The organism is Streptomyces longispororuber (genome assembly GCF_014656095.1).
Taxonomy (GTDB): domain Bacteria; phylum Actinomycetota; class Actinomycetes; order Streptomycetales; family Streptomycetaceae; genus Streptomyces; species Streptomyces longispororuber.
In genome coordinates, this window is the sequence record NZ_BNBT01000014.1 from 12,083 (window position 1) to 29,384 (window position 17,302).

Below are 17,302 nucleotides of genomic sequence, written 5' to 3' on the forward strand. Positions count from 1 at the left end.
CGGCACGGGGTTACGCTGCCCTCATGACCGCGCCGCTCTCCCCGTACGACAACCTGACCCCGGTCGCGCAGGCGGCCTACCGCGCCCGCGCCGCCGCGCAGCAGCTCGCGCCGCTGCCACGGGCCGCGAAGGACGACGCGCTGCTCGCCATCGCCGACGCCCTCGAAGTGCGCACCGCGGAGATCGTCGAGGCCAACGCCGAGGACGTCGAGCGCGCCCGCGCGGCCGGCACCGGCGAGGCGATCGTCGACCGGCTCACCCTCACCCCCGAGCGCGTGCGGGCCATCGCCTCCGACGTACGGGACGTGGTCGCCCTGCCCGACCCGGTCGGCGAGGTCGTCCGCGGCTCCACCCTGCCCAACGGCATCGACCTGCGCCAGGTCCGCGTCCCGCTCGGCGTCGTCGGCATCATCTACGAGGCCCGGCCGAACGTCACCGTGGACGCCGCCGCCCTCTGCCTGAAGTCCGGCAACGCGGTCCTGCTGCGCGGCTCGTCCTCGGCGTACGCCTCCAACACGGCGCTCGTACGGGTGGTGCGCGACGCCGTCGGCGGCGCCGGGCTGCCCGCCGACGCCGTGCAGCTCGTGCCCGGCGAGAGCCGCGACTCCGTGCGCGAGCTGATGCGCGCCCGCGGCCTCGTCGACGTCCTGATCCCGCGCGGCGGCGCCTCGCTGATCAGGACCGTCGTCGAGGAGTCCACCGTGCCCGTGATCGAGACCGGCACCGGCAACTGCCACGTCTACGTGGACGCGCACGCCGACCTGGACACCGCCGTCGAGATCCTCGTCAACTCCAAGGCCCACCGCGTCAGCGTCTGCAACGCCGCCGAGACCCTCCTGGTCCACCAGGACATCGCCGACGCCTTCCTGCCGCGCGCCCTCGACGCGCTCGCCGAGGCGGGCGTCACCGTGCACGCCGACGAGCGCGTCCAGGCGTACGCCCCCGGCTCGAAGGCCACCGTCGTGCCCGCCACCGCCGAGGACTGGGAGACCGAGTACCTCTCCCACGACATCGCGGCGGCCGTCGTCGACACCCTGGAGCAGGCCGTGGAGCACATCCGGCTGTGGACCTCCGGCCACACCGAGGCCATCGTCACCACCTCGCAGCAGGCCGCCCGCCGGTTCACCCAGCTCGTGGACTCCACGACGGTCGCCGTGAACGCCTCGACGCGGTTCACCGACGGCGGCCAGTTCGGCTTCGGCGCCGAGATCGGCATCTCGACGCAGAAGCTGCACGCGCGCGGACCGATGGGGCTGCCGGAGCTGACCTCGACGAAGTACATCGTCACGGGCGACGGCCACGTGCGCTGACCCACCCGCGGGCGGGGCCCGCGCGGGGGAGCCCCGGGCCGCGGCCCGGACGTGGGGGCCCGGCGTGAAGGGCCCGCGCCCGGGCGGCCCGCGCGTGGGGGGTCACAACCCCTGAATTCCCTTTGCGTCTGCCCAAATCGACCCTCCAGGTCTACGCTGGAGGCGTGCCGGAGGACGTGGGGGGCACGCCGTTCACCGACGGCGGGGAGCCCGACGACGACCGCGACCACGGGGGTGCGGACGACGCGTTCGCCTCCGTGGTCTTCGACGAGGACTTCGTACGCGCCGCGGAGATCCACGAGCCCACCGCCGTGGAGCGCCTCCTCGCCGCAGCCCAGGAGCGCGCCGAGGCCGAGGCCCGCCGCGCCCGCGCCCGCCGCCCCGGCCCGGACGCCGGGGACACCCCCGACGACGACTTCGACGACTACGCCTACGACGGATACGGCCCGGACGGCGCCCTGTTCGCCCGCGACGGCGCGTTCGACGACCTCGACGACGCCGAGCTGCTGGAGGACGGCCGCGGCCGCTACGGCCGGCGCGGCAAGATCCGCTGGCACCGCCCCGTGGCCTGGATGCTCGCCCTCCTGATGGGGGTCGGCATGGTCGCCTTCGCCTTCGCCGCGGTGTACCGGGGCGCGTCGAACGGCCGCTCGGACCGCATCCCCCCGCCCGCCACCACCGAGGTCGAGCAGACCACCGGCGCGGACGGCCCGGGCACCGGCGAGGCGGGCGGGCCCTCCGCGTCGGCGGAGTTCGGCCGCCCGGCCGTGCCCGCGGAGCCCCGCACCCCCTGACGCACCCCCGGGAAACCGGCCCGTGAGCTCGGTGAACACGCCGACGCCGCCGGTGAGTTGGCGTCAGAACTTGTCGAGTACGAGGGCGTTTACCGCGCGGCCCGGAGACCTACCCTGAAGGTATGGGCGGGCCAGGAGAACCACCTGCGGGGACACCCGAGGGCGCTCCCGGGGGTGAGGACGAGTACCGATCCGTCGTCTTCGACGAGTCGTTCGTCCGCGCTGCGCGATTACAGGAGTTCTCCGCGCGGGAGCGCATGGGCGACCACGCCCGTGCCGTGCGCCGCAGGCCGGGCCCGCACCGCGGGCTCTCCCGGCAGGTCGTGATCCTCGTCGTCCTCATCACCGTCGCCTTCGGCACCGCCCTGTACATGGGCGTGCGCCAGCCCTACGACAGCCCCGCCGCCCACCGGCCCGAGCCGCTGCGCATGACCGTCATCCCGCTCGCCCCGCAGGGCCGCGTGCCCGGCGCCGAGAAGGCCGCCGACCTGTTCGCGAGGAGCCCCGCCGCACAGTTCGGCACCGGCGCGGGCGGCATCGCCCTGCCCGCCGCCCGGCGCACCGAGCACTTCACCGAGGACCAGGTCGTCGCCGCCCTCACCACCGCCAAGGACTACCTCGTGGAGTCCTCGCTCGCCCCGGACGTGCTCCGCGGCCGCTCCGTGCGCTCCGCCCGCGTGCTCCTCGACCCCGCCCAACTCGACCAGTTCGACCGGAGCTTCGCGCACCCGGCCGCCGACGGACGGCACGCGCCCACCGGCTGGCTGGTGCGGTTCGACCCGGCGAGGACGGCGCTCGCCGACCCGGGCGTGCGCGTGCACGGCTCGCTGCGCGTCAGCGAGACCGCCAAGGACACCCTCGACGTGGCCTCCGACCACACCTTCGTCTACGCGCTGCGGCCCGCGGGCGCCCCCCGCGCCCCTGCCTCGCTGTTCACGGTCCGCCGCGAGCTGCACTTCCGCTTCGACCGCGACGACCTGCGCATGCACCAGGCCGAGCTGCTCGTCTCGTACGTCCAGGCCGGGCCGCTCGCCTGCGCCGGTGACACCACGCACCACCTGCGGCCGCTGCTCGCGGGCGAGAAGGCCGGGGCGGCGGGACCCGCGGGCACCGACCCGTTCGCGACGGGCCGGGCGACGGCGCTGTGCGGCACGCTGGCGGGGGCGGCCCAGCCGAGGGTGTAGCCCGGCGGTGCAGCCCGGCGGGGCGGGGCGGGGTCGGCCCGCCGGGCCCGGGGGCGGCGCGGCGCGTCGGGTTCGCTCCTCGCCTTCGCTACTCGCCGCGGTCCGCCGGGCCGCCGCCCTGCCCCGTGAACCGGCCGCGCAGCTTGCCGCCCAGGTCGCCCGCGCCCCCGGCGATGTCGGCGACGAGCTTCATCAGCGGGTCCTTGCTGCCGCGCACGTCGTCCGCGTACGCCGACGCCGACTGCCGGAACGAGTCGGTGACGGAGGTGTCCTTGTCCTCGTCGCGGCGCGGGTAGTGGCCGTCCATGAGCCGCTGGTAGTCGCGGCTCTCGGCCCACTTCTTCAGCTCGGCGGCGCGCACCGTGGTGAAGGGGTGCGAGCGCGGCAGCACGTTCAGGATCTTCAGCACGGAGTCGCGCAGATCGCCCCCGGCCTCGTACTCCTCGGCCTGCTCCAGGAACGCGTCCACGTTCATCTCGTGCAGGTGGTTGCCGCCCGCGATCTTCATCAGGCCGCGCATGGACGCCTGGAGGTCCTGGCCCACGAGCAGGCCCGCGCGGTCCGCCGACAGCTCCGACTTGCGGAACCACTCGCGCAGCGCGGTCACGATCGCCATGATCGCCACGTTGCCGAGCGGGATCCACGCCACCTTCAGCGCGAGGCCCGTCAGGAACAGCAGGATCGTGCGGTACACGGAGTGGCCGGACAGGGCGTGACCCACCTCGTGGCCGACGACCGCGCGCATCTCCTCCTCGTCGAGCAGCTCGACCAGGCCGGTGGTGACCACGATGATCGGCTCGTCGAGGCCGATGCACATCGCGTTCGGTTTCGGGTCCTGCGTGACGTACATCGGCGGGACCTTCTCCAGGTCCAGGATGTAGCAGGCGTCCCGCAGCATGTCATTGAGGTGCGCGAACTGGGCGTCGGACACGCGCACGGAGTCCGACAGGAACAGCAGCCGCAGACTGCGCTCGGGGAGCAGCCCGCTGAGCGCCTTGAAGACCGTGTCGAACCCGGTCAGCTTGCGCAGGGCCACCAGGGCCGAGCGGTCCGCGGGGTGCTCGTAGGCCCGGGAGGAGATGCCCGGGAAGCGCCTGCGCTGCCGGCTCGGCACGCTCTCCTGGCCGCTGCCCGTGTCGCCGTGGTTGCCGTTGGTCATGCCGCATCCCCCATGTCGTGTCCTTCCTGCCCCCGAGACGGTCCCCAGCCTAGGCGGAGATACCGTGACAGGGCAGCGCACAGAAGGAGTCATCCGCCATGGAGCACATCTCACCCGCCGACGCCCTCACCCTGGCCGCCCACGCGGCCGACAAGCAGGGCCCGGGCAACCTGCTCCGCATCGTCCTGATCGTGATGGTCGTCGGCTGCGTCCTGGTGGGCTGGCTGCTCCTCCGCGGTTACCGGAAGTGACCTGACGGTTCCGGGGGAGGGTCGCGCCGGGGGCCCGCCCGGCAGGGCGACGTGAGCCCCGACACGCCCCCCGCTTACGATGGCCCCAGTCTTTATCCCGATCCCACACCGGATAGGTCCTGCTGACGATGAGCCTCCACAGCACCGCCGCCCAGCTTGTCACCCTCGCGAACGAGGGCGGCGAGCACGGTGGCAACCACGAAAGCCTCAGCCCCTACGTCACCGGCGGCGGCGCCCTCGTCGTCCTGCTCCTGCTGCTGTGGATCACCACGCGCTTCAACCGCGACCGCTGAGCCGCGGCTGAGCGCCGGCCGGCGGCCGAGTGCCGCCGCCACCCCGGCCGCCCGGCCGTCCTGACGCGGGCCGCGGCGGTCGCCCTGCCGATCCGCAGGGCCGCCGTACCGACGCGTACGGCCGTCGTACCGACCCGTACAGCCCGGTCGTGCCGACGCGTACCGTCGCCGCACTGACCCGTACGGCCGCCGTACTGACCCGTACGGCTGACGGCGGGGCCGCCCGTCCGGGCCGGTAGTGTCTGCACGCATGGGAGAGCAGGACATGCCTACCGGCCCGCGGAGCGGACCGGGCACCGGCCCGGCGAGCGCCGCCAAGCGCCGTCTGGGCGTCATGGGTGGAACGTTCGATCCGATCCACCACGGACACCTGGTGGCGGCCAGCGAGGTCGCCGCCCAGTTCCACCTCGACGAGGTCGTCTTCGTGCCGACCGGGCAGCCGTGGCAGAAGAGCCACAAGAAGGTCTCGCCCGCCGAGGACCGCTATCTGATGACGGTCATCGCGACCGCCGAGAACCCGCAGTTCTCGGTGAGCCGCATCGACATCGACCGCGGCGGCCCCACGTACACCACGGACACCCTGCGCGACCTGCGCCGCCTCAACCCCGACACGGACCTGTTCTTCATCACCGGTGCCGACGCGCTCGGCCAGATCCTCACCTGGCGCGACACCGAGGAACTGTTCTCGCTGGCCCACTTCATCGGCGTCACCCGCCCCGGCCACACCCTGGCCGACCCCGGCCTGCCCGCGGGCGGCGTCTCCCTGGTGGAGGTGCCCGCCCTCGCCATCTCCTCCACGGACTGCCGGGCCCGCGTCGCCAAGGGCGAGCCCGTCTGGTATCTGGTGCCCGACGGCGTGGTGCGTTACATCGACAAGCGCGAGCTGTACCGCGGCGAATGAGCCGAGAGGGGCACCGGTGAACGACCGACAGTACGACCCTTACGGGGGCGAGTACGAGGGTGACGCGGCGGCTCAGTACGAGGTCGTCGGGTACGACGAGTACGGGCGCCCGGTCTACCGGCTCGTGCCCCGCCAGGCGGCCCCCTCGTACGACGCGTACGCCGCGCAGCCACAGGCCCGGCCGCAACAGGCGTACGGGTACGACCCGTACGCCCAGGGCGCCGACCCCGCGGCGTCCGCGTACGGCACCGGCACGTCCGTCCCCCAGCAGTCGCACGACGCGTACGCCACCGGGTCCTCCTACGACAACGCGTACGACACCACGTACGGCACCACGTATGACAACGAGTACGGCACCGCGTACGACGGCGGCGCGTACGGAACGGCGGACCCCACCGGCTGGATCCCGCACCAGCAGCAGCCGCAGGAGGCCCAGCAGGCCCAGCAGGCCCAGCAGGCTCAGCAGACACAGCAGCACCAGGCCTACGCCGAGGCCGGGGTGGCGCCGGACGCGGGCGAGGGGCACGCCGACGGCGGGGACCACGGCGACGCCGGGGCCGCCGCGGCCGACGAGCCCCGCGAGTACCGCACCGAGCAGTTCTCCTTCATCGAGGAGCCCGACGAGGACTCCGAAGACGTCATCGACTGGCTGAAGTTCACCGAGAGCCGCACCGAGCGGCGCGAGGAGGCCAAGCGCCGCGGCCGCTCGCGGGTCGTCGTCCTGGCCGTCGTGCTCGCGCTCGCCCTCGTCGGCGGCGTCGGCTACCTGTGGGCCGCGGGCAGGCTGCCCGGCCAGTCGGACGGTTCGTCCGGCGGACCGGCCGCCGCCGGGCCGCAGAAGCGTGACGTCGTCGTCGTGCACCTGCACAACACCAAGGGCGGCGGCACCTCCACCGCACTCCTGGTGAACAACGCCACCGCCCGGCGCGGCGCCACCGTGCTGCTGCCCAACTCCCTCGCCCTGACCAGCGACGACGGTACGACGACCACGCTCGGCAAGTCCGTCGACGACGACGGCTCGACCGGCACGCGCGAGGAACTCGACACGTTGCTCGGCACGAAGGTCGAGGGCACCTGGCGCCTCGACACCCCCTACCTCAACAACCTCGTCGAACTCGTCGGCAACATCGACGTCGACACCGACGCCGACGTGCCGGACCCCAAGGCCAAGCGCAAGGGCGGGACGCCGCTGGTCCACAAGGGCGAGCAGCAGACCCTGAGCGGCCCGATGGCCGTCGCGTACGCCACCTACCGGGCGCCCGGCGAGGGCGAGACCGCGCAGCTCCAACGGTTCGGGCAGGTCGTGCAGGGCGTGCTGCGCAAGCTGTCGACGGACCCGCAGGCCGCCACGGTCACCGTGCAGTCGCTCGCGCAGATCCTCGACCCGTCGCTCCCGGAGAAGGACCTCGGCACCTTCCTCGCCAAGCTCTCCGAGCGCGCCAAGGGCGGTGACTACACCACCACGGTCCTGCCGGTGCGGCAGGACGGCACGCTGACCGAGAAGGCCTCCGCCGGTGTGGTCAAGGACGTGCTCGGCGGTGTCGTGAAGAGCCCGGAGCAGGGCGCGGCCGTCCGCGTCGGCGTGCGGAACGCCACCGGCGGCAAGGCCGCCACCGAGAGCGCCCGCATCGCCCTCGTCAACGGCGGCTACGCCTTCGTCGACGGCGGCACCGGCTCCACGCCCGCCCCGGCCTCGCAGGTCACGTACGCCGACGCGGCGAAGAAGCAGGACGCCGCGGAGGTCGCCAAGACCCTGGGCCTGCCCGCGAGCGCCGTCCGCAAGGGCGAGGCGCCGACGAACGCGGACGTGACGGTGGTCCTTGGCCGGGACTACGACGCGGACTGAGCCCGCCGGGTGGCCCCGGCCGCGCTGCCCTGGGTGGGGTCGCGGCCGGGGCGTTCCCTGTGCGGGCGGAGGGTCGCGACCGGGGCCGGGCGGGGGCGGGCGGAGGCCTGGCCCACGGGGTGACCGGTGGCCCTGGTGATCGATGGCCCCTGTGATCGAAAAATCGTCTGGGGAGCCGTCGGCAGTCCGTGAGACCCTTGAGGGGTATTGCCCGTCTGAAGGAAAGCTCTCTAGTGACCGCCACGGACCGCTCCACCGAGCTCATCACCGTCGCCGCCCAGGCGGCCGCCGACAAGCTCGCGCACGACATCATCGCGTACGACGTCAGCGACGTGCTGTCGATCACGGACGCCTTCCTGCTCGCCTCCGCGCCCAACGACCGCCAGGTCAAGTCGATCGTCGACGAGATCGAGGAGCGGCTGAGCAAGGAGCTCGGCGCCAAGCCGGTGCGCCGCGAGGGCGACCGCGAGGCCCGCTGGGTCCTGCTCGACTACGTCGACATCGTCGTGCACGTCCAGCACAGCGAGGAGCGCGTGTTCTACGCTCTCGAGCGCCTGTGGAAGGACTGCCCCGAGATCGACCTGCCCGCCGACGCCAAGGCCACCCGCGGCAAGGCCGCGGAACACGCCAAGCTCCAGCAGGCCGCGGAGGAGGCCGAGGAGATGCGTCACCTCGGCGGTGAGGTGCGGTGACGGGCCGAGGCTTGCGGCTCATCCTGTGGCGGCACGGCCAGACGGCCTGGAACCTGGAGCGCCGCTTCCAGGGCTCCACGGACATCGAGCTCACCGACACGGGCGTGGCCCAGGCCCGGCGGGCCGCCCGCCTGCTCGCCTCCCTGAAGCCCGACGCGATCATCGCCTCCGACCTGCAGCGCGCCGCCGCGACGGCCGCCGAGCTCGCCGCCGTCACCGGCCTTGAGGTCACGCACGACGAGGCGCTGCGCGAGACGTACGCGGGGCGGTGGCAGGGCCTCACCCACGAGGAGATCATCGAGCGCTACGGCGAGCAGTACGCCGCGTGGAAGCGCGGCGAGCCGGTGCGGCGCGGCGGCGGCGAGCTGGAGACCGAGGTCGCCGACCGGGCTGCCCCCGTCGTCCTGCGCCACGCCGAGAAGCTGCCGGACAACGGCACGCTCGTCGTCGCCAGCCACGGCGGCACGATCCGCACCACCATCGGCCGCCTCCTCGGCCTGGACTCCCACCACTGGGAGAGCCTGGGCGGGCTCTCCAACTGCTGCTGGTCGGTCCTCGGCCAGGGCGCCCGCGGCTGGCGCCTCCTGGAGCACAACGCCGGTACGCTCCCGGAGCCGGTCCTCGGCGACGACGACTAGGCCGTGCCCGCCGCCGGGCCGGCCCCGGCCCCGCGGGGCCCGGGAGCGGACCTCTCGCGGGGCCCGGCACCCGGATTTCGCGTTTGGGCAGGTGGCAGGCTAAAGTTCTTCTTGTTCGCCCCGCCGAGCGGGAAGAACGGAAGAACACAAGGGGCTATAGCTCAGTTGGTAGAGCGCTTGCATGGCATGCAAGAGGTCAGGAGTTCAATTCTCCTTAGCTCCACAGGTAGTAGGAAGCAGGAATCGGTCCCGTCCCCGTCAGGGGGCGGGGCCTTTTTCGTTGTGCGGGGTTTGCTGTGGGGGGTCCGTTGTGTGGCGTTCCTTGTGCGGGGTTTGCTGTGTGGGGGTGGGGCTGCCCGGTTGGGTCGCGTCACCCCGGGTGGCGCTCCGCGCGGCGCAGCTCCCGTAGCCGGAGGACGCGGCGGCCGGTCTCCTCGTCGTCGGGGGTGTACGCCACGATCCGGCACTCCGGCATGCCGTTGACGGACAGCGAGACCGAGGTCATCCGCAGCTCACCGACCGCCGCGTGCCGGAACGTCTTCACCCGGGGGCCCGGGGGTATGACGTCGCCGCTCGCCCACAGCCGCGCGAAGTGGGGGCTGGCCGCCGACAGGTCGCGGACGAACTTCTCCCAGGCGGGCTCGCCCACGTGCCGGCCGTACGCGCCGCGCAGCGTGGCCACCATCACGGGCAGCTCCGAGTCCCGGAAGACCACCGGGCAGTACCGCTCGGGCACCACGAACAGCGACCAGAGGACGTTCGGCACGCCGATCGCCTCTATCTCCGGGATGACGAAGAGGTCGCGGTAGGCCGGGTTCGTGGCGAGGATGTCGTACCGCGCGTTGTAGATCACGGCGGGGTGCGGGTCCAAGGCGTCGATGATGCCCTGGATCTCCGGGCCGACCTCCACGGCCGCCGCCTCGTACCGCGGGGCGCACGGCACCTCCGCCAGGTGGTACAGGTGCTCGCGCTCGGCCCTGTCCAGGCGCAGGGTGCGGGCCACCGCGTCCAGGACCTGCGCGGAGGCGTTGATCGGGCGCCCCTGCTCCAGCCACGTGTACCACGTCACACCGACGCCGGAGAGCTGCGCCACCTCCTCCCGGCGCAGCCCCGGCGTCCGCCGCCGGGGGCCCGGGGGCATGCCCACGTCCGCAGGGGTGACCCGGGCCCGGCGGCCCCGCAGGAAGGCGGCGAGCTCGGACCGCCGCCGCTGCGGGCGGGCGCCGGCGGGGCTCGCCGGGGCGCTGGGGCCGGCGAGAGTGCCGGGTCCTGGGGAAGCGCCGGGCCCGACGTCGGTCCCGAGCTCCATAGGTGCCGCTCCGGGCCCGACGGCAGCTCCGGGCTCCGTGGCCACCCCACGCCCCACGGGGACTCCGGGACGTCCACTCCCCACGGGTACTCCGGGGCGTCCCGCCGAAGCCCCGGTCGGCCTGCTCCTCGTGTCCATCGTCGTCACGTCCCCCATCGTCGACGCCCGCCCGAGCCCGTGCCAGGTGCTGTCAGTACCAGCATCCGCAGGCTCTCACTACCTGTACCGGCCGCTCGTCACGCTCACTGGCATGACCACCACCACCCCATCGGCACCGAGTCCGTCCTCGGTCCCCACAACCAGTAAAGACCCCGGCACCGACAATCGGCCGGGACGCGTCCTCGCGGCCGTGCTCGCCGCCCAGTTCATGGCGCTGCTCGACGTGTTCATCGTCAACGTCGCGGCCCCCACGATCCGTACGGACCTGCACGCGTCCGGCGCCGGGCTCCAACTCGTGATCGCCGGATACACCATCACCTACGCCGTCCTGCTCATCACCGGCGCCCGGCTCGGCGAGCGGCTCGGGCACCGGCGCGTGTACCTGGCGGGGCTCGCCGTGTTCACCGCCGCGTCGCTGGCCTGCGGGCTGAGCCAGAGCACCGGCCAGCTCATCGCGTTCCGGCTGGCGCAGGGCGCGGGCTCCGCGCTGCTGATCCCGCAGGTCCTGAGCATCATCCAGCGCACCTTCAGCGGCGAGGCCCGGGTGCGGGCGCTCGGCGCGTACTCGGCGGTGCTCGCCACCGGCGCCGCCGCCGGGCAGGTGCTGGGTGGCGTCCTGGTCAGCGCCGACCTGTTCTCGGCCGGCTGGCGTCCGGTGTTCCTCGTGAACGTGCCCGTCGGCGTGGTCCTGCTGGTCCTCGCGGCCCGCGTGCTGCCCGCCGACGGGCCGTCACCGGCCGGGCGTGCCCGCGGCTTGGACCTGCCCGGCCTCGTCCTGCTCGGCGCGGCTGTGACGCTGTTCACCGTGCCCCTGGTCCTCGGCGAGCAGGAGGGCTGGCCGCTGTGGACCTGGCTGTCCCTGGCCGCCTGCGCGGTGTTCCTCGCCCTGTTCTGCGGCTACGAGTCCCGCCTCGCGCGGCGCGGCGGGGCCCCGCTGATCTCGCCGCGCCTGCTGCGCGCCCCCGGCATGGGCGTCGCCGTCTTCCGCCTCGCCGCGGTCATGGCGGTCAACGCGGGCTTCCTGTTCGCGCTCACCCTGCACGTGCAGGGCGGGCTCGGCTACAGCGCGCTGCGCGCCGGACTCACGTTCGCGCCGTCCGCGCTGGTCTTCGGCGCGGTCGGCCTGACGTGGCGCAGGTGGCCCGGCGCGCTCCAACGGGCGCTGGTCCCGGGCGGGTTCGCCCTCGCGGCGGTGGGAAGCCTCGCGGTGGGCCTGCTGCTGCGGGACGGCGGGGACGGCGGCGTGGGGCTGTACGCGGCGCTCGTCGGCGCGGGCGCCGGGATGGCGCTCGGGTTCAGCCCGGTCCTCACCCGCGCGCTGGCCACGGTCGCGCCCCAGGACGCGGCGGACGCCAGCGGATTCCTCGCGACCGTCACGCAGCTCGGGCAGGTGACCGGCGTCGCCGTGTTCGGCGCGCTCTTCCTCGGACAGCTCGACGCACCGGAGGCTCCTGGGGCGTATGCGTCGGCGGACGCGCTCCTGGTGTGCTCCTGTGCGCTCGCCGCGGCGGCCGCCCTGGGGGCCGTGTCCGGACTGGTACGTATGCGTCGCTGACCGTTCCGCCGTGGTCGTGGCAGAATTCGGGGGGCCGGAAGGGGACTGCACCAGTGCGCCGACGGTGACCCGACGGGAGGGAGAGCGCGATGCCTGCGAGCATCCTCGAGGAGGCCGGCGGCCTCCCCGACGTGGCGGCGAAGATACGGTCCGGCGACGCCACGCTCCTCAACTGCCCTTCCTGCGGCTCGTCCCACGTCGCCCAAGTCCTCGGTGACAACGGCGGAGTCAGTTACGTGTGCACGGCCTGCGGCCACAGCTGGAGCTGATCGATGGGTGCACACAGGCGTAAGTGCGACTGGTGCGGCAGCGGTACGCCGATCGTCCGCGACATGGAACCGGTCAACCCGGAGTACCAGTACTGGTGCGAGGAGTGCGCGCGGGCGCTGATCATAAAAGGCGACCCCATCGAGACATACCGCGAACTCGAAGGCGAGCCGATCTACGGCCGTCTCCTGGACGAGCACTGCACGCTCAAACGGTTCTACTCCTTCGCCACGGCCTGAGCGGCACGACGGCGGCGGTCAGCACGAGGAAGGCGCAGGCGGCCACCGGATAGAGCGCCGACAGCGCCATCTGGCCGACGTGCTGGCCGAGTTCGGGCCGCCCGGGACGGTGCGGCACCCACCACAGCGCGTACGAACAGAACAGCAGGGCGAACCCGGCCGCACCGGCCCGCCGTACGCGCCCGCCCAGGCGCTCGGCCCGCCTCCACCACAGCAGCGCCATCGGCACGCACCACACCCAGTGGTGCGACCACGACACCGGGCTGACGAGCAGCATCGTCGCCGCGCAGGCGGCCACGCCCCAGGCCCGCTCCCCGCGCACCGCCACCGCGACGGCCACCCCGAGGCCCGCCACGCACACCAGGACTGCGCACGCCGCCCACCACGGACCGGGGTCCCCGGTGTGCAGCAGCCGGGCGAGGACACCGCGCAGCGACTGGTTCGCGGTCTGCTCCGCGCGCCCGGCCCGGCCCGCCTCGAACAGCACGCGGGTCCAGAAGCGCCGGGAGTCGTCGGGCAGCACCACGGCCGCGAGCAGCGTCGCCCCCAGGAAGCCGGCCGCGGCCACGCACGCGTGCCGCACGGCGGGCTGCCACAGGTGCCGCCACGCCCCCCACCGCGCCCCGCGGCGCACCGCCTCCACGGCGCCGACCAGCAACAGGAACACCGCGAACAGCGCGGGCGTGAGCTTGATCGCCGCCGCCACCCCGATGCCCACGCCCGCCCACCGGTGCCCCGGCCGCCGGGTCAGGTCCCACAGCACCAGCACGGCGAGCAGCAGGTTCACCTGCCCGTAGCGCAGCGTCGTCCACACCGGCTCGGACCAGACGGCGATCGCGGACACCCACAAGGCGCCCTCCACGCGCGCGTGCCCCCGCCGGTCGACCAGCCGCAGGCACAGGTGCGCGAAGGCGACCAGCAGCACCAGGTTCCCGGCGGTCGCGAGCGGCCGCAGGGTGGCCGTGTCCGGCAGCGTCAGCGGCGTGAAGAGCAGCCCGGCGAACGGCGGGTACGTCATCGGCAGGCGCGCCTCGGTCGCGCGCAGGGCGTACAGGTCGCCGCCGTCGCGGACCGCCCGGCCCTCCGCGCGGTAGACCATCAGGTCGATCAGCGACACCTCGGCCGCGCGCTGGGCGGCCCAGAAGGCGACGAAGGAGCACAGGCAGACCCCGGCGGCCAGCGGCACACGGCCCCGGGCGGCGACGGACACGGGCACGGTCACGAGGCGTGACAGTAGCGGCCCCGTCCGGCCGGCCCGGAAACGATTTGGTGGAGCACGGGGGTGACCGTGTAATGTTGGCGTCGCCGCCGGGGAAACCGGGCGGACACAGCAAGGGGCTATAGCTCAGTTGGTAGAGCGCTTGCATGGCATGCAAGAGGTCAGGAGTTCAATTCTCCTTAGCTCCACAGCAGATGAGAGAGCGGGTCACCCGGATCGGGTGGCCCGCTCTTTCGTCGTCCCTTGACGACGGCTTCGTCGTCCCTCAGGGGCGCCCGCTGCCCAGGGCCCTGCGTCCCCGGCCGCGCGGGAGCGCCGGCTGGGCCCGGGGCGCCGCCGCCGGGTCCTCCTCGACGCGCAGGGCGAGCGCGGGACAGCGGCGTACGGCCCGCTGGGCGCGTGCCTCCGCGTAGCGCGGCACCGCGGCCTCAGCGGCCGACGGGAAGCCGTCAGGGCCCAACTGGATCAGCTCCGGGACGATGTCCGCGCACAGGCCGTGCCCCTGGCACAGGGTCCAGTCGACGGCGAGCTTGCGGCCGCTCGGCGCCTCCGCGTCCGGGGTCTCGTCCTGGAGCGGCAGCACGCCCTCGACGGGGCGCCCGCAGCCGGTCCCGAGGACATGGGCCGCCAGGTCGTCCGTGAAGGCCGAGACCGCCGACTCCAGGAAGGCGGCCGAGCCGTCCGGGTGCTTGCAGGCGCCGCGCCGCTTCACCGCCCTCGTCACCTCGCGCAGTGCCTCCAGGGCGGTGGGCCCGCCGCCCTCCAGGACGTCGGCGAGGCCGCGCGCCGCGGCGGGCAGGCCGAGGTAGCAGGGGCCGCACTGGCCCGCGCTCTCGGCCGCCAGCCAGTGCGCCACGCGCAGGGACTCGCCCAGCGGGCAGGTGCCGACGCCCAAGGGCAGCACCGCGCCCGCGCCCAGGGCGCCGCCGCAGGCCTCCAGGGCGGCCCGGGAGACGACCGCGTCGTGCGCGGTGGCCGCGTCCAGCCACATGCCGTGGTAGCCGCCCGTCAGGACGCCCTGGAGCAGCGGGGGAGCGCCCGCGAGCTGGAGCACGTACCGCAGGGGAACGCCGGTGGGGACCTCCACCACCATGGGGCGCGCGACGGCCCCGGAGAGGGTCAGCAGGACGGTGCCGGGCTCGTCGCGCAGGCCGGTGCGGCGGTAGCGCTCCGCGCCGGTGCGGGCGGCCACGGCGAGGTGCGCGAACGTCTCGGCGTTCGACAGCAGCGTGGGCGCGCCGCCGACCCCGGAGTCGGAGGTGCGTACCTTGCGCCCCGGGGGCAGCGGCGGGCCGCCGTCGGCGGAGCGGACGAGGGCCGAGGACTCGCCGGTCACCATGCGCACGGGGTTGCGCTGCACGCGCGCGCGAAGGTGCGCGCCCCGGCGGTTGCCGAGGCCCCGCTCGGCGAGCGCGGAGCGCACCGACGCCTCCGTGGAGTCCCGGGTCACCCCCACGACGAGGGTGCGCGCCCCCAGGGCCTCGGCGGCGAGCAGGGCGCCGTCCAGGACGAGGTGCGGGGCGCGGTTGAGCAGGACGGTGTCCTTGCGGCAGGCGGGCTCGTCCTCGCTGCCGTTGACGACCACCACGGGGCGGGCGCCGCGGCGGATCGCGGCATCGGCGACCGCCCGCAGCTTCGTGGCGAAGGGGAAGCCCGCGCCGCCCCGGCCGCGCAGGGCGACCGCCTCGGCGAGCGCGGCGAGGTGTTCCCCGGCCAGTGGTTCCAGGGGGCCGTGGACCTTCAGGTGCATGGCCAGGTCGAGCCGCTCGACCAGGTCGAAGCCCGCGGTCAGCAGCGGCAGGCCCACGACGCGGACCTCGGGGACGTCGGGCAGGGGCGCGTTCACGTGCTGCCTCCGGTGGACGCGGCGTTCCAGGGTTCGCCGCTGCTGGGTGCCTGGAAGGGACTCGGCAGGGGCTGGGTGGCCGTGCTGTCGCCGTCCTGGACGTGCGTGCGCGGCGGTTCGCCGACGGTCCCGGGCGCGGGCGCGTGCTCGGCTGTGTGCCCGGGACCGTGCACGGGGTCGTACGGCGGGACGTGCGGGGGTTCGGGCGGGGGCGGTGGACAGGAGGGCCGTGCGCCGGTGTCGTACGGGACGTCGGCGTCCGGGAAGGGGGCGGCGGTCCCGCAGGGGGTGTCCCGGTGGTCGTACCGGGGGTCCCCGTAGCCGTACCGGGGGTCTCCGTAGTCGTGCTGTTCGTCCTGGGAGGCCACGGAGTCATACGGGAAGGGGATGTCCGGCGCCTCGGCGGGCGGCGGGGGCGACGGCGTGGGCCAGGGAGACGTGACGGTGGGCAGGACCTCGGTGGTCGTGAGGTCCGGCGGCGGACCGGCGGCGTACCGGTCGGGGGGCGTGGCGAGCGCGCGGTAGGCGGCGGCGATCCCGGCGACGGGCACCGGCTCGCACGGGGCGCCCCGGGGCGCGGGGACCGTACCGGGGAGCGGGGTGGAGGCGGTGTCCCTGGGCGGCCCCTGGGCGTGACGGCGTGCCGTCGGGGGCGCCCCCCGGCCGTCGGGTTCCAGGACGGCGAGGACGCGGGCGGCCACCTCGCGCTTCACCGGACGCGGGGCCGCGCGCAGCGCCACCGCCCCGGCGACCGCGACGAGGCACAGGCAGTACAGGGCGACGACCCACGCCTTCGGGGGCCGGCCCGCGTACAGGCCGTGGAGCAGCGCCGCGCACCAGGCCGGGTAGGCGAGCATGTGCACCGCACGCCAGCGCCCGGCGACCTGGGCCGGTGCGGCGAAGGCGCTGCGCAGGGCGCCGGTGACGCCGGTGGCGACCATCAGCAGCCCGGCGAGCGAGCCCAGGCCGATGAGCCCGGCGGCACCGGTGAAGCCGAGCCCGAAGGGCACCAGGGCGCCCACGAGGGACACGCGGTCCAGGGCGAGCTTGACGGTGCCGTGCAGCAGGAGGAAGCCCACGGAGGCGATCGCGGTGGCCCGGTGCACGGCCTGGGCCAGCAGCCGCTGGCGGGGGCGCAGGAAGAGCCGGTCCGAGGCCACCAGGCCCCAGGCGACGGACGCGGTCAGGGCGACCAGGGAGAGGACGCCGGTGGTGTGGTCCAGGGCGGCGCGGAAGGCGTCGTCTCCCGCGAACACGAGCAGGGGTATCAGGAGCAGGCCGGCCGCGGACACGAGGCCGCGGGCCGCTCTGCCGGGTCCGGTGGACGAACCGTCGCGCCATCCGGCGAACGGTCCGGTGAGGGAGCGGAGCGAGGAGGAACCGGGTGCTGCGGGGGTCTGGGGGGTGGGGTGGTGCGGGTGCGGACGGCTCATGAGGGCGACTCCGAAATGGTCCGGTCGCCGCATGCTAGGTCGCTCCATACCGGTGGGTACGTGGTTTGAGTTATTGCGTTGTTATCAAAGCGCGACTCGATCTTGGTGTTGCCCCGATAGGGGGCGGTACGCGGGGTAATCCTTGGCCAAGGGTCGTGGCGGCTCAGGGGGTGCGGCGCCTTCCGGATCCGCCCGGGGACGGGCCGC

General features: G+C 74.2%; 17 protein-coding genes and 2 tRNA genes. 14 read left to right on the forward strand and 5 right to left on the reverse strand.

The features are described 5' to 3' along the window. Nucleotides 1-23 precede the first annotated feature (23 nt). The 3 genes from IE330_RS07325 (at nt 24) to IE330_RS07335 (ending at nt 3,288) form a co-directional block, all read left to right on the forward strand. Entirely contained in the window at nt 24-1,310 is a 1,287-nt protein-coding gene (locus IE330_RS07325; protein ID WP_190135045.1) for a glutamate-5-semialdehyde dehydrogenase, read from the forward strand. Nucleotides 1,311-1,474: 164 nt separating this feature from the next. Beyond that, nucleotides 1,475-2,104, forward strand: a complete 630-nt coding sequence (locus IE330_RS07330; RefSeq protein WP_190135046.1) for an SCO2584 family spore wall biosynthesis protein — start codon at nt 1,475-1,477, stop codon at nt 2,102-2,104. 122 nt (nt 2,105-2,226) lie between these two features. After that, the gene (locus IE330_RS07335; protein ID WP_190135047.1) at nt 2,227-3,288 is read left to right on the forward strand and encodes an SCO2583 family membrane protein; all 1,062 of its coding nucleotides are present in this window, start codon (nt 2,227-2,229) and stop codon (nt 3,286-3,288) included. An 88-nt stretch (nt 3,289-3,376) separates the two neighbouring features. Here the strand turns inward: IE330_RS07335 and IE330_RS07340 are convergent, their stop codons facing one another. Continuing rightward, complete coding sequence (locus IE330_RS07340; RefSeq protein ID WP_190135048.1) at nt 3,377-4,447, reverse strand: M48 family metallopeptidase; 1,071 nt, start codon at nt 4,445-4,447, stop codon at nt 3,377-3,379. Between the two features lie 98 nt (nt 4,448-4,545). On the opposite strand from IE330_RS07340, the gene IE330_RS07345 reads away from it, so the two are divergent. From IE330_RS07345 to IE330_RS07375, 7 genes are all read left to right on the forward strand, one after another. Then, nucleotides 4,546-4,698, forward strand: coding sequence for a hypothetical protein (locus tag IE330_RS07345; RefSeq protein WP_190135049.1), 153 nt, complete (start codon nt 4,546-4,548; stop codon nt 4,696-4,698). A 128-nt stretch (nt 4,699-4,826) separates the two neighbouring features. Next, the gene (locus IE330_RS07350; protein WP_190135050.1) at nt 4,827-4,991 is read left to right on the forward strand and encodes a hypothetical protein; all 165 of its coding nucleotides are present in this window, start codon (nt 4,827-4,829) and stop codon (nt 4,989-4,991) included. Between the two features lie 250 nt (nt 4,992-5,241). Beyond that, entirely contained in the window at nt 5,242-5,892 is a 651-nt protein-coding gene (gene nadD, locus IE330_RS07355; RefSeq protein WP_190135051.1) for a nicotinate-nucleotide adenylyltransferase, read from the forward strand. Nucleotides 5,893-5,908: 16 nt separating this feature from the next. Beyond that, a complete protein-coding gene (locus IE330_RS07360; RefSeq protein ID WP_190135052.1) occupies nt 5,909-7,738 on the forward strand; it encodes an LCP family protein in 1,830 nt (609 codons plus the stop codon). A gap of 233 nt (nt 7,739-7,971) precedes the next feature. After that, entirely contained in the window at nt 7,972-8,430 is a 459-nt protein-coding gene (rsfS, locus tag IE330_RS07365; protein WP_190135053.1) for a ribosome silencing factor, read from the forward strand. Continuing rightward, a complete protein-coding gene (locus tag IE330_RS07370) occupies nt 8,427-9,068 on the forward strand; it encodes a histidine phosphatase family protein (protein ID WP_190135054.1) in 642 nt (213 codons plus the stop codon). Before rsfS ends, IE330_RS07370 begins: the two co-directional genes overlap by 4 nt. Nucleotides 9,069-9,218: 150 nt before the next feature. Further along, a tRNA-Ala gene (locus IE330_RS07375) sits at nt 9,219-9,291 on the forward strand. Nucleotides 9,292-9,438: 147 nt separating this feature from the next. Here the strand turns inward: IE330_RS07375 and IE330_RS07380 are convergent. Further along, nucleotides 9,439-10,377 (reverse strand): helix-turn-helix transcriptional regulator, encoded by a 939-nt coding sequence (locus IE330_RS07380; protein ID WP_190135055.1) that lies wholly within the window; start codon nt 10,375-10,377, stop codon nt 9,439-9,441. Nucleotides 10,378-10,627: 250 nt separating this feature from the next. Here IE330_RS07380 and IE330_RS07385 point away from each other — a divergent pair, with 250 nt between their 5' ends. The 3 genes from IE330_RS07385 to IE330_RS07395 all read left to right on the forward strand — a co-directional run bounded on the left by IE330_RS07385 (nt 10,628) and on the right by IE330_RS07395 (nt 12,597). Then, a complete protein-coding gene (locus IE330_RS07385) occupies nt 10,628-12,091 on the forward strand; it encodes an MFS transporter (protein WP_190135056.1) in 1,464 nt (487 codons plus the stop codon). Between the two features lie 89 nt (nt 12,092-12,180). Further along, entirely contained in the window at nt 12,181-12,360 is a 180-nt protein-coding gene (locus tag IE330_RS07390; RefSeq protein ID WP_190135057.1) for a hypothetical protein, read from the forward strand. Nucleotides 12,361-12,363: 3 nt separating this feature from the next. Then, nucleotides 12,364-12,597, forward strand: coding sequence for a hypothetical protein (locus IE330_RS07395; protein WP_023588762.1), 234 nt, complete (start codon nt 12,364-12,366; stop codon nt 12,595-12,597). Here the strand turns inward: IE330_RS07395 and IE330_RS07400 are convergent. Further along, nucleotides 12,566-13,819 carry a glycosyltransferase 87 family protein gene (locus tag IE330_RS07400; RefSeq protein ID WP_373314588.1) on the reverse strand — a complete coding sequence of 418 codons (1,254 nt, stop codon included), beginning with the start codon at nt 13,817-13,819 and terminating at the stop codon, nt 12,566-12,568. The genes IE330_RS07395 and IE330_RS07400 overlap by 32 nt on opposite strands. A 112-nt stretch (nt 13,820-13,931) precedes the next feature. Here IE330_RS07400 and IE330_RS07405 point away from each other — a divergent pair. Then, nucleotides 13,932-14,004, forward strand: a tRNA-Ala gene (locus IE330_RS07405). A 77-nt stretch (nt 14,005-14,081) separates the two neighbouring features. Here the strand turns inward: IE330_RS07405 and IE330_RS07410 are convergent. Continuing rightward, nucleotides 14,082-15,662: an NADH-quinone oxidoreductase subunit NuoF family protein gene (locus IE330_RS07410; RefSeq protein ID WP_190135058.1), complete on the reverse strand. Its 1,581-nt coding sequence runs from the start codon at nt 15,660-15,662 to the stop codon at nt 14,082-14,084. Next, complete coding sequence (locus IE330_RS07415; RefSeq protein ID WP_229925456.1) at nt 15,659-17,095, reverse strand: cytochrome b/b6 domain-containing protein; 1,437 nt, start codon at nt 17,093-17,095, stop codon at nt 15,659-15,661. Before IE330_RS07415 ends, IE330_RS07410 begins: the two co-directional genes overlap by 4 nt. Between the last annotated feature and the right edge of the window lie 207 nt (nt 17,096-17,302).

What these genes read in the sequence shown, in the direction of transcription:
- IE330_RS07395 (WP_023588762.1), top strand. Translation starts at nt 12,364, where the DNA reads ATGGGTGCACACAGGCGTAAGTGCGACTGGTGCGGCAGCGGTACGCCG.
- nadD (WP_190135051.1), top strand. Translation starts at nt 5,242, where the DNA reads ATGGGAGAGCAGGACATGCCTACCGGCCCGCGGAGCGGACCGGGCACC.
- IE330_RS07385 (WP_190135056.1), top strand. Translation starts at nt 10,628, where the DNA reads ATGACCACCACCACCCCATCGGCACCGAGTCCGTCCTCGGTCCCCACA.
- IE330_RS07325 (WP_190135045.1), top strand. Translation starts at nt 24, where the DNA reads ATGACCGCGCCGCTCTCCCCGTACGACAACCTGACCCCGGTCGCGCAG.
- IE330_RS07340 (WP_190135048.1), bottom strand. Translation starts at nt 4,447, where the DNA reads ATGACCAACGGCAACCACGGCGACACGGGCAGCGGCCAGGAGAGCGTG.
- IE330_RS07350 (WP_190135050.1), top strand. Translation starts at nt 4,827, where the DNA reads ATGAGCCTCCACAGCACCGCCGCCCAGCTTGTCACCCTCGCGAACGAG.
- IE330_RS07345 (WP_190135049.1), top strand. Translation starts at nt 4,546, where the DNA reads ATGGAGCACATCTCACCCGCCGACGCCCTCACCCTGGCCGCCCACGCG.
- IE330_RS07380 (WP_190135055.1), bottom strand. Translation starts at nt 10,377, where the DNA reads ATGGAGCTCGGGACCGACGTCGGGCCCGGCGCTTCCCCAGGACCCGGC.
- IE330_RS07335 (WP_190135047.1), top strand. Translation starts at nt 2,227, where the DNA reads ATGGGCGGGCCAGGAGAACCACCTGCGGGGACACCCGAGGGCGCTCCC.
- IE330_RS07390 (WP_190135057.1), top strand. Translation starts at nt 12,181, where the DNA reads ATGCCTGCGAGCATCCTCGAGGAGGCCGGCGGCCTCCCCGACGTGGCG.
- IE330_RS07415 (WP_229925456.1), bottom strand. Translation starts at nt 17,095, where the DNA reads ATGAGCCGTCCGCACCCGCACCACCCCACCCCCCAGACCCCCGCAGCA.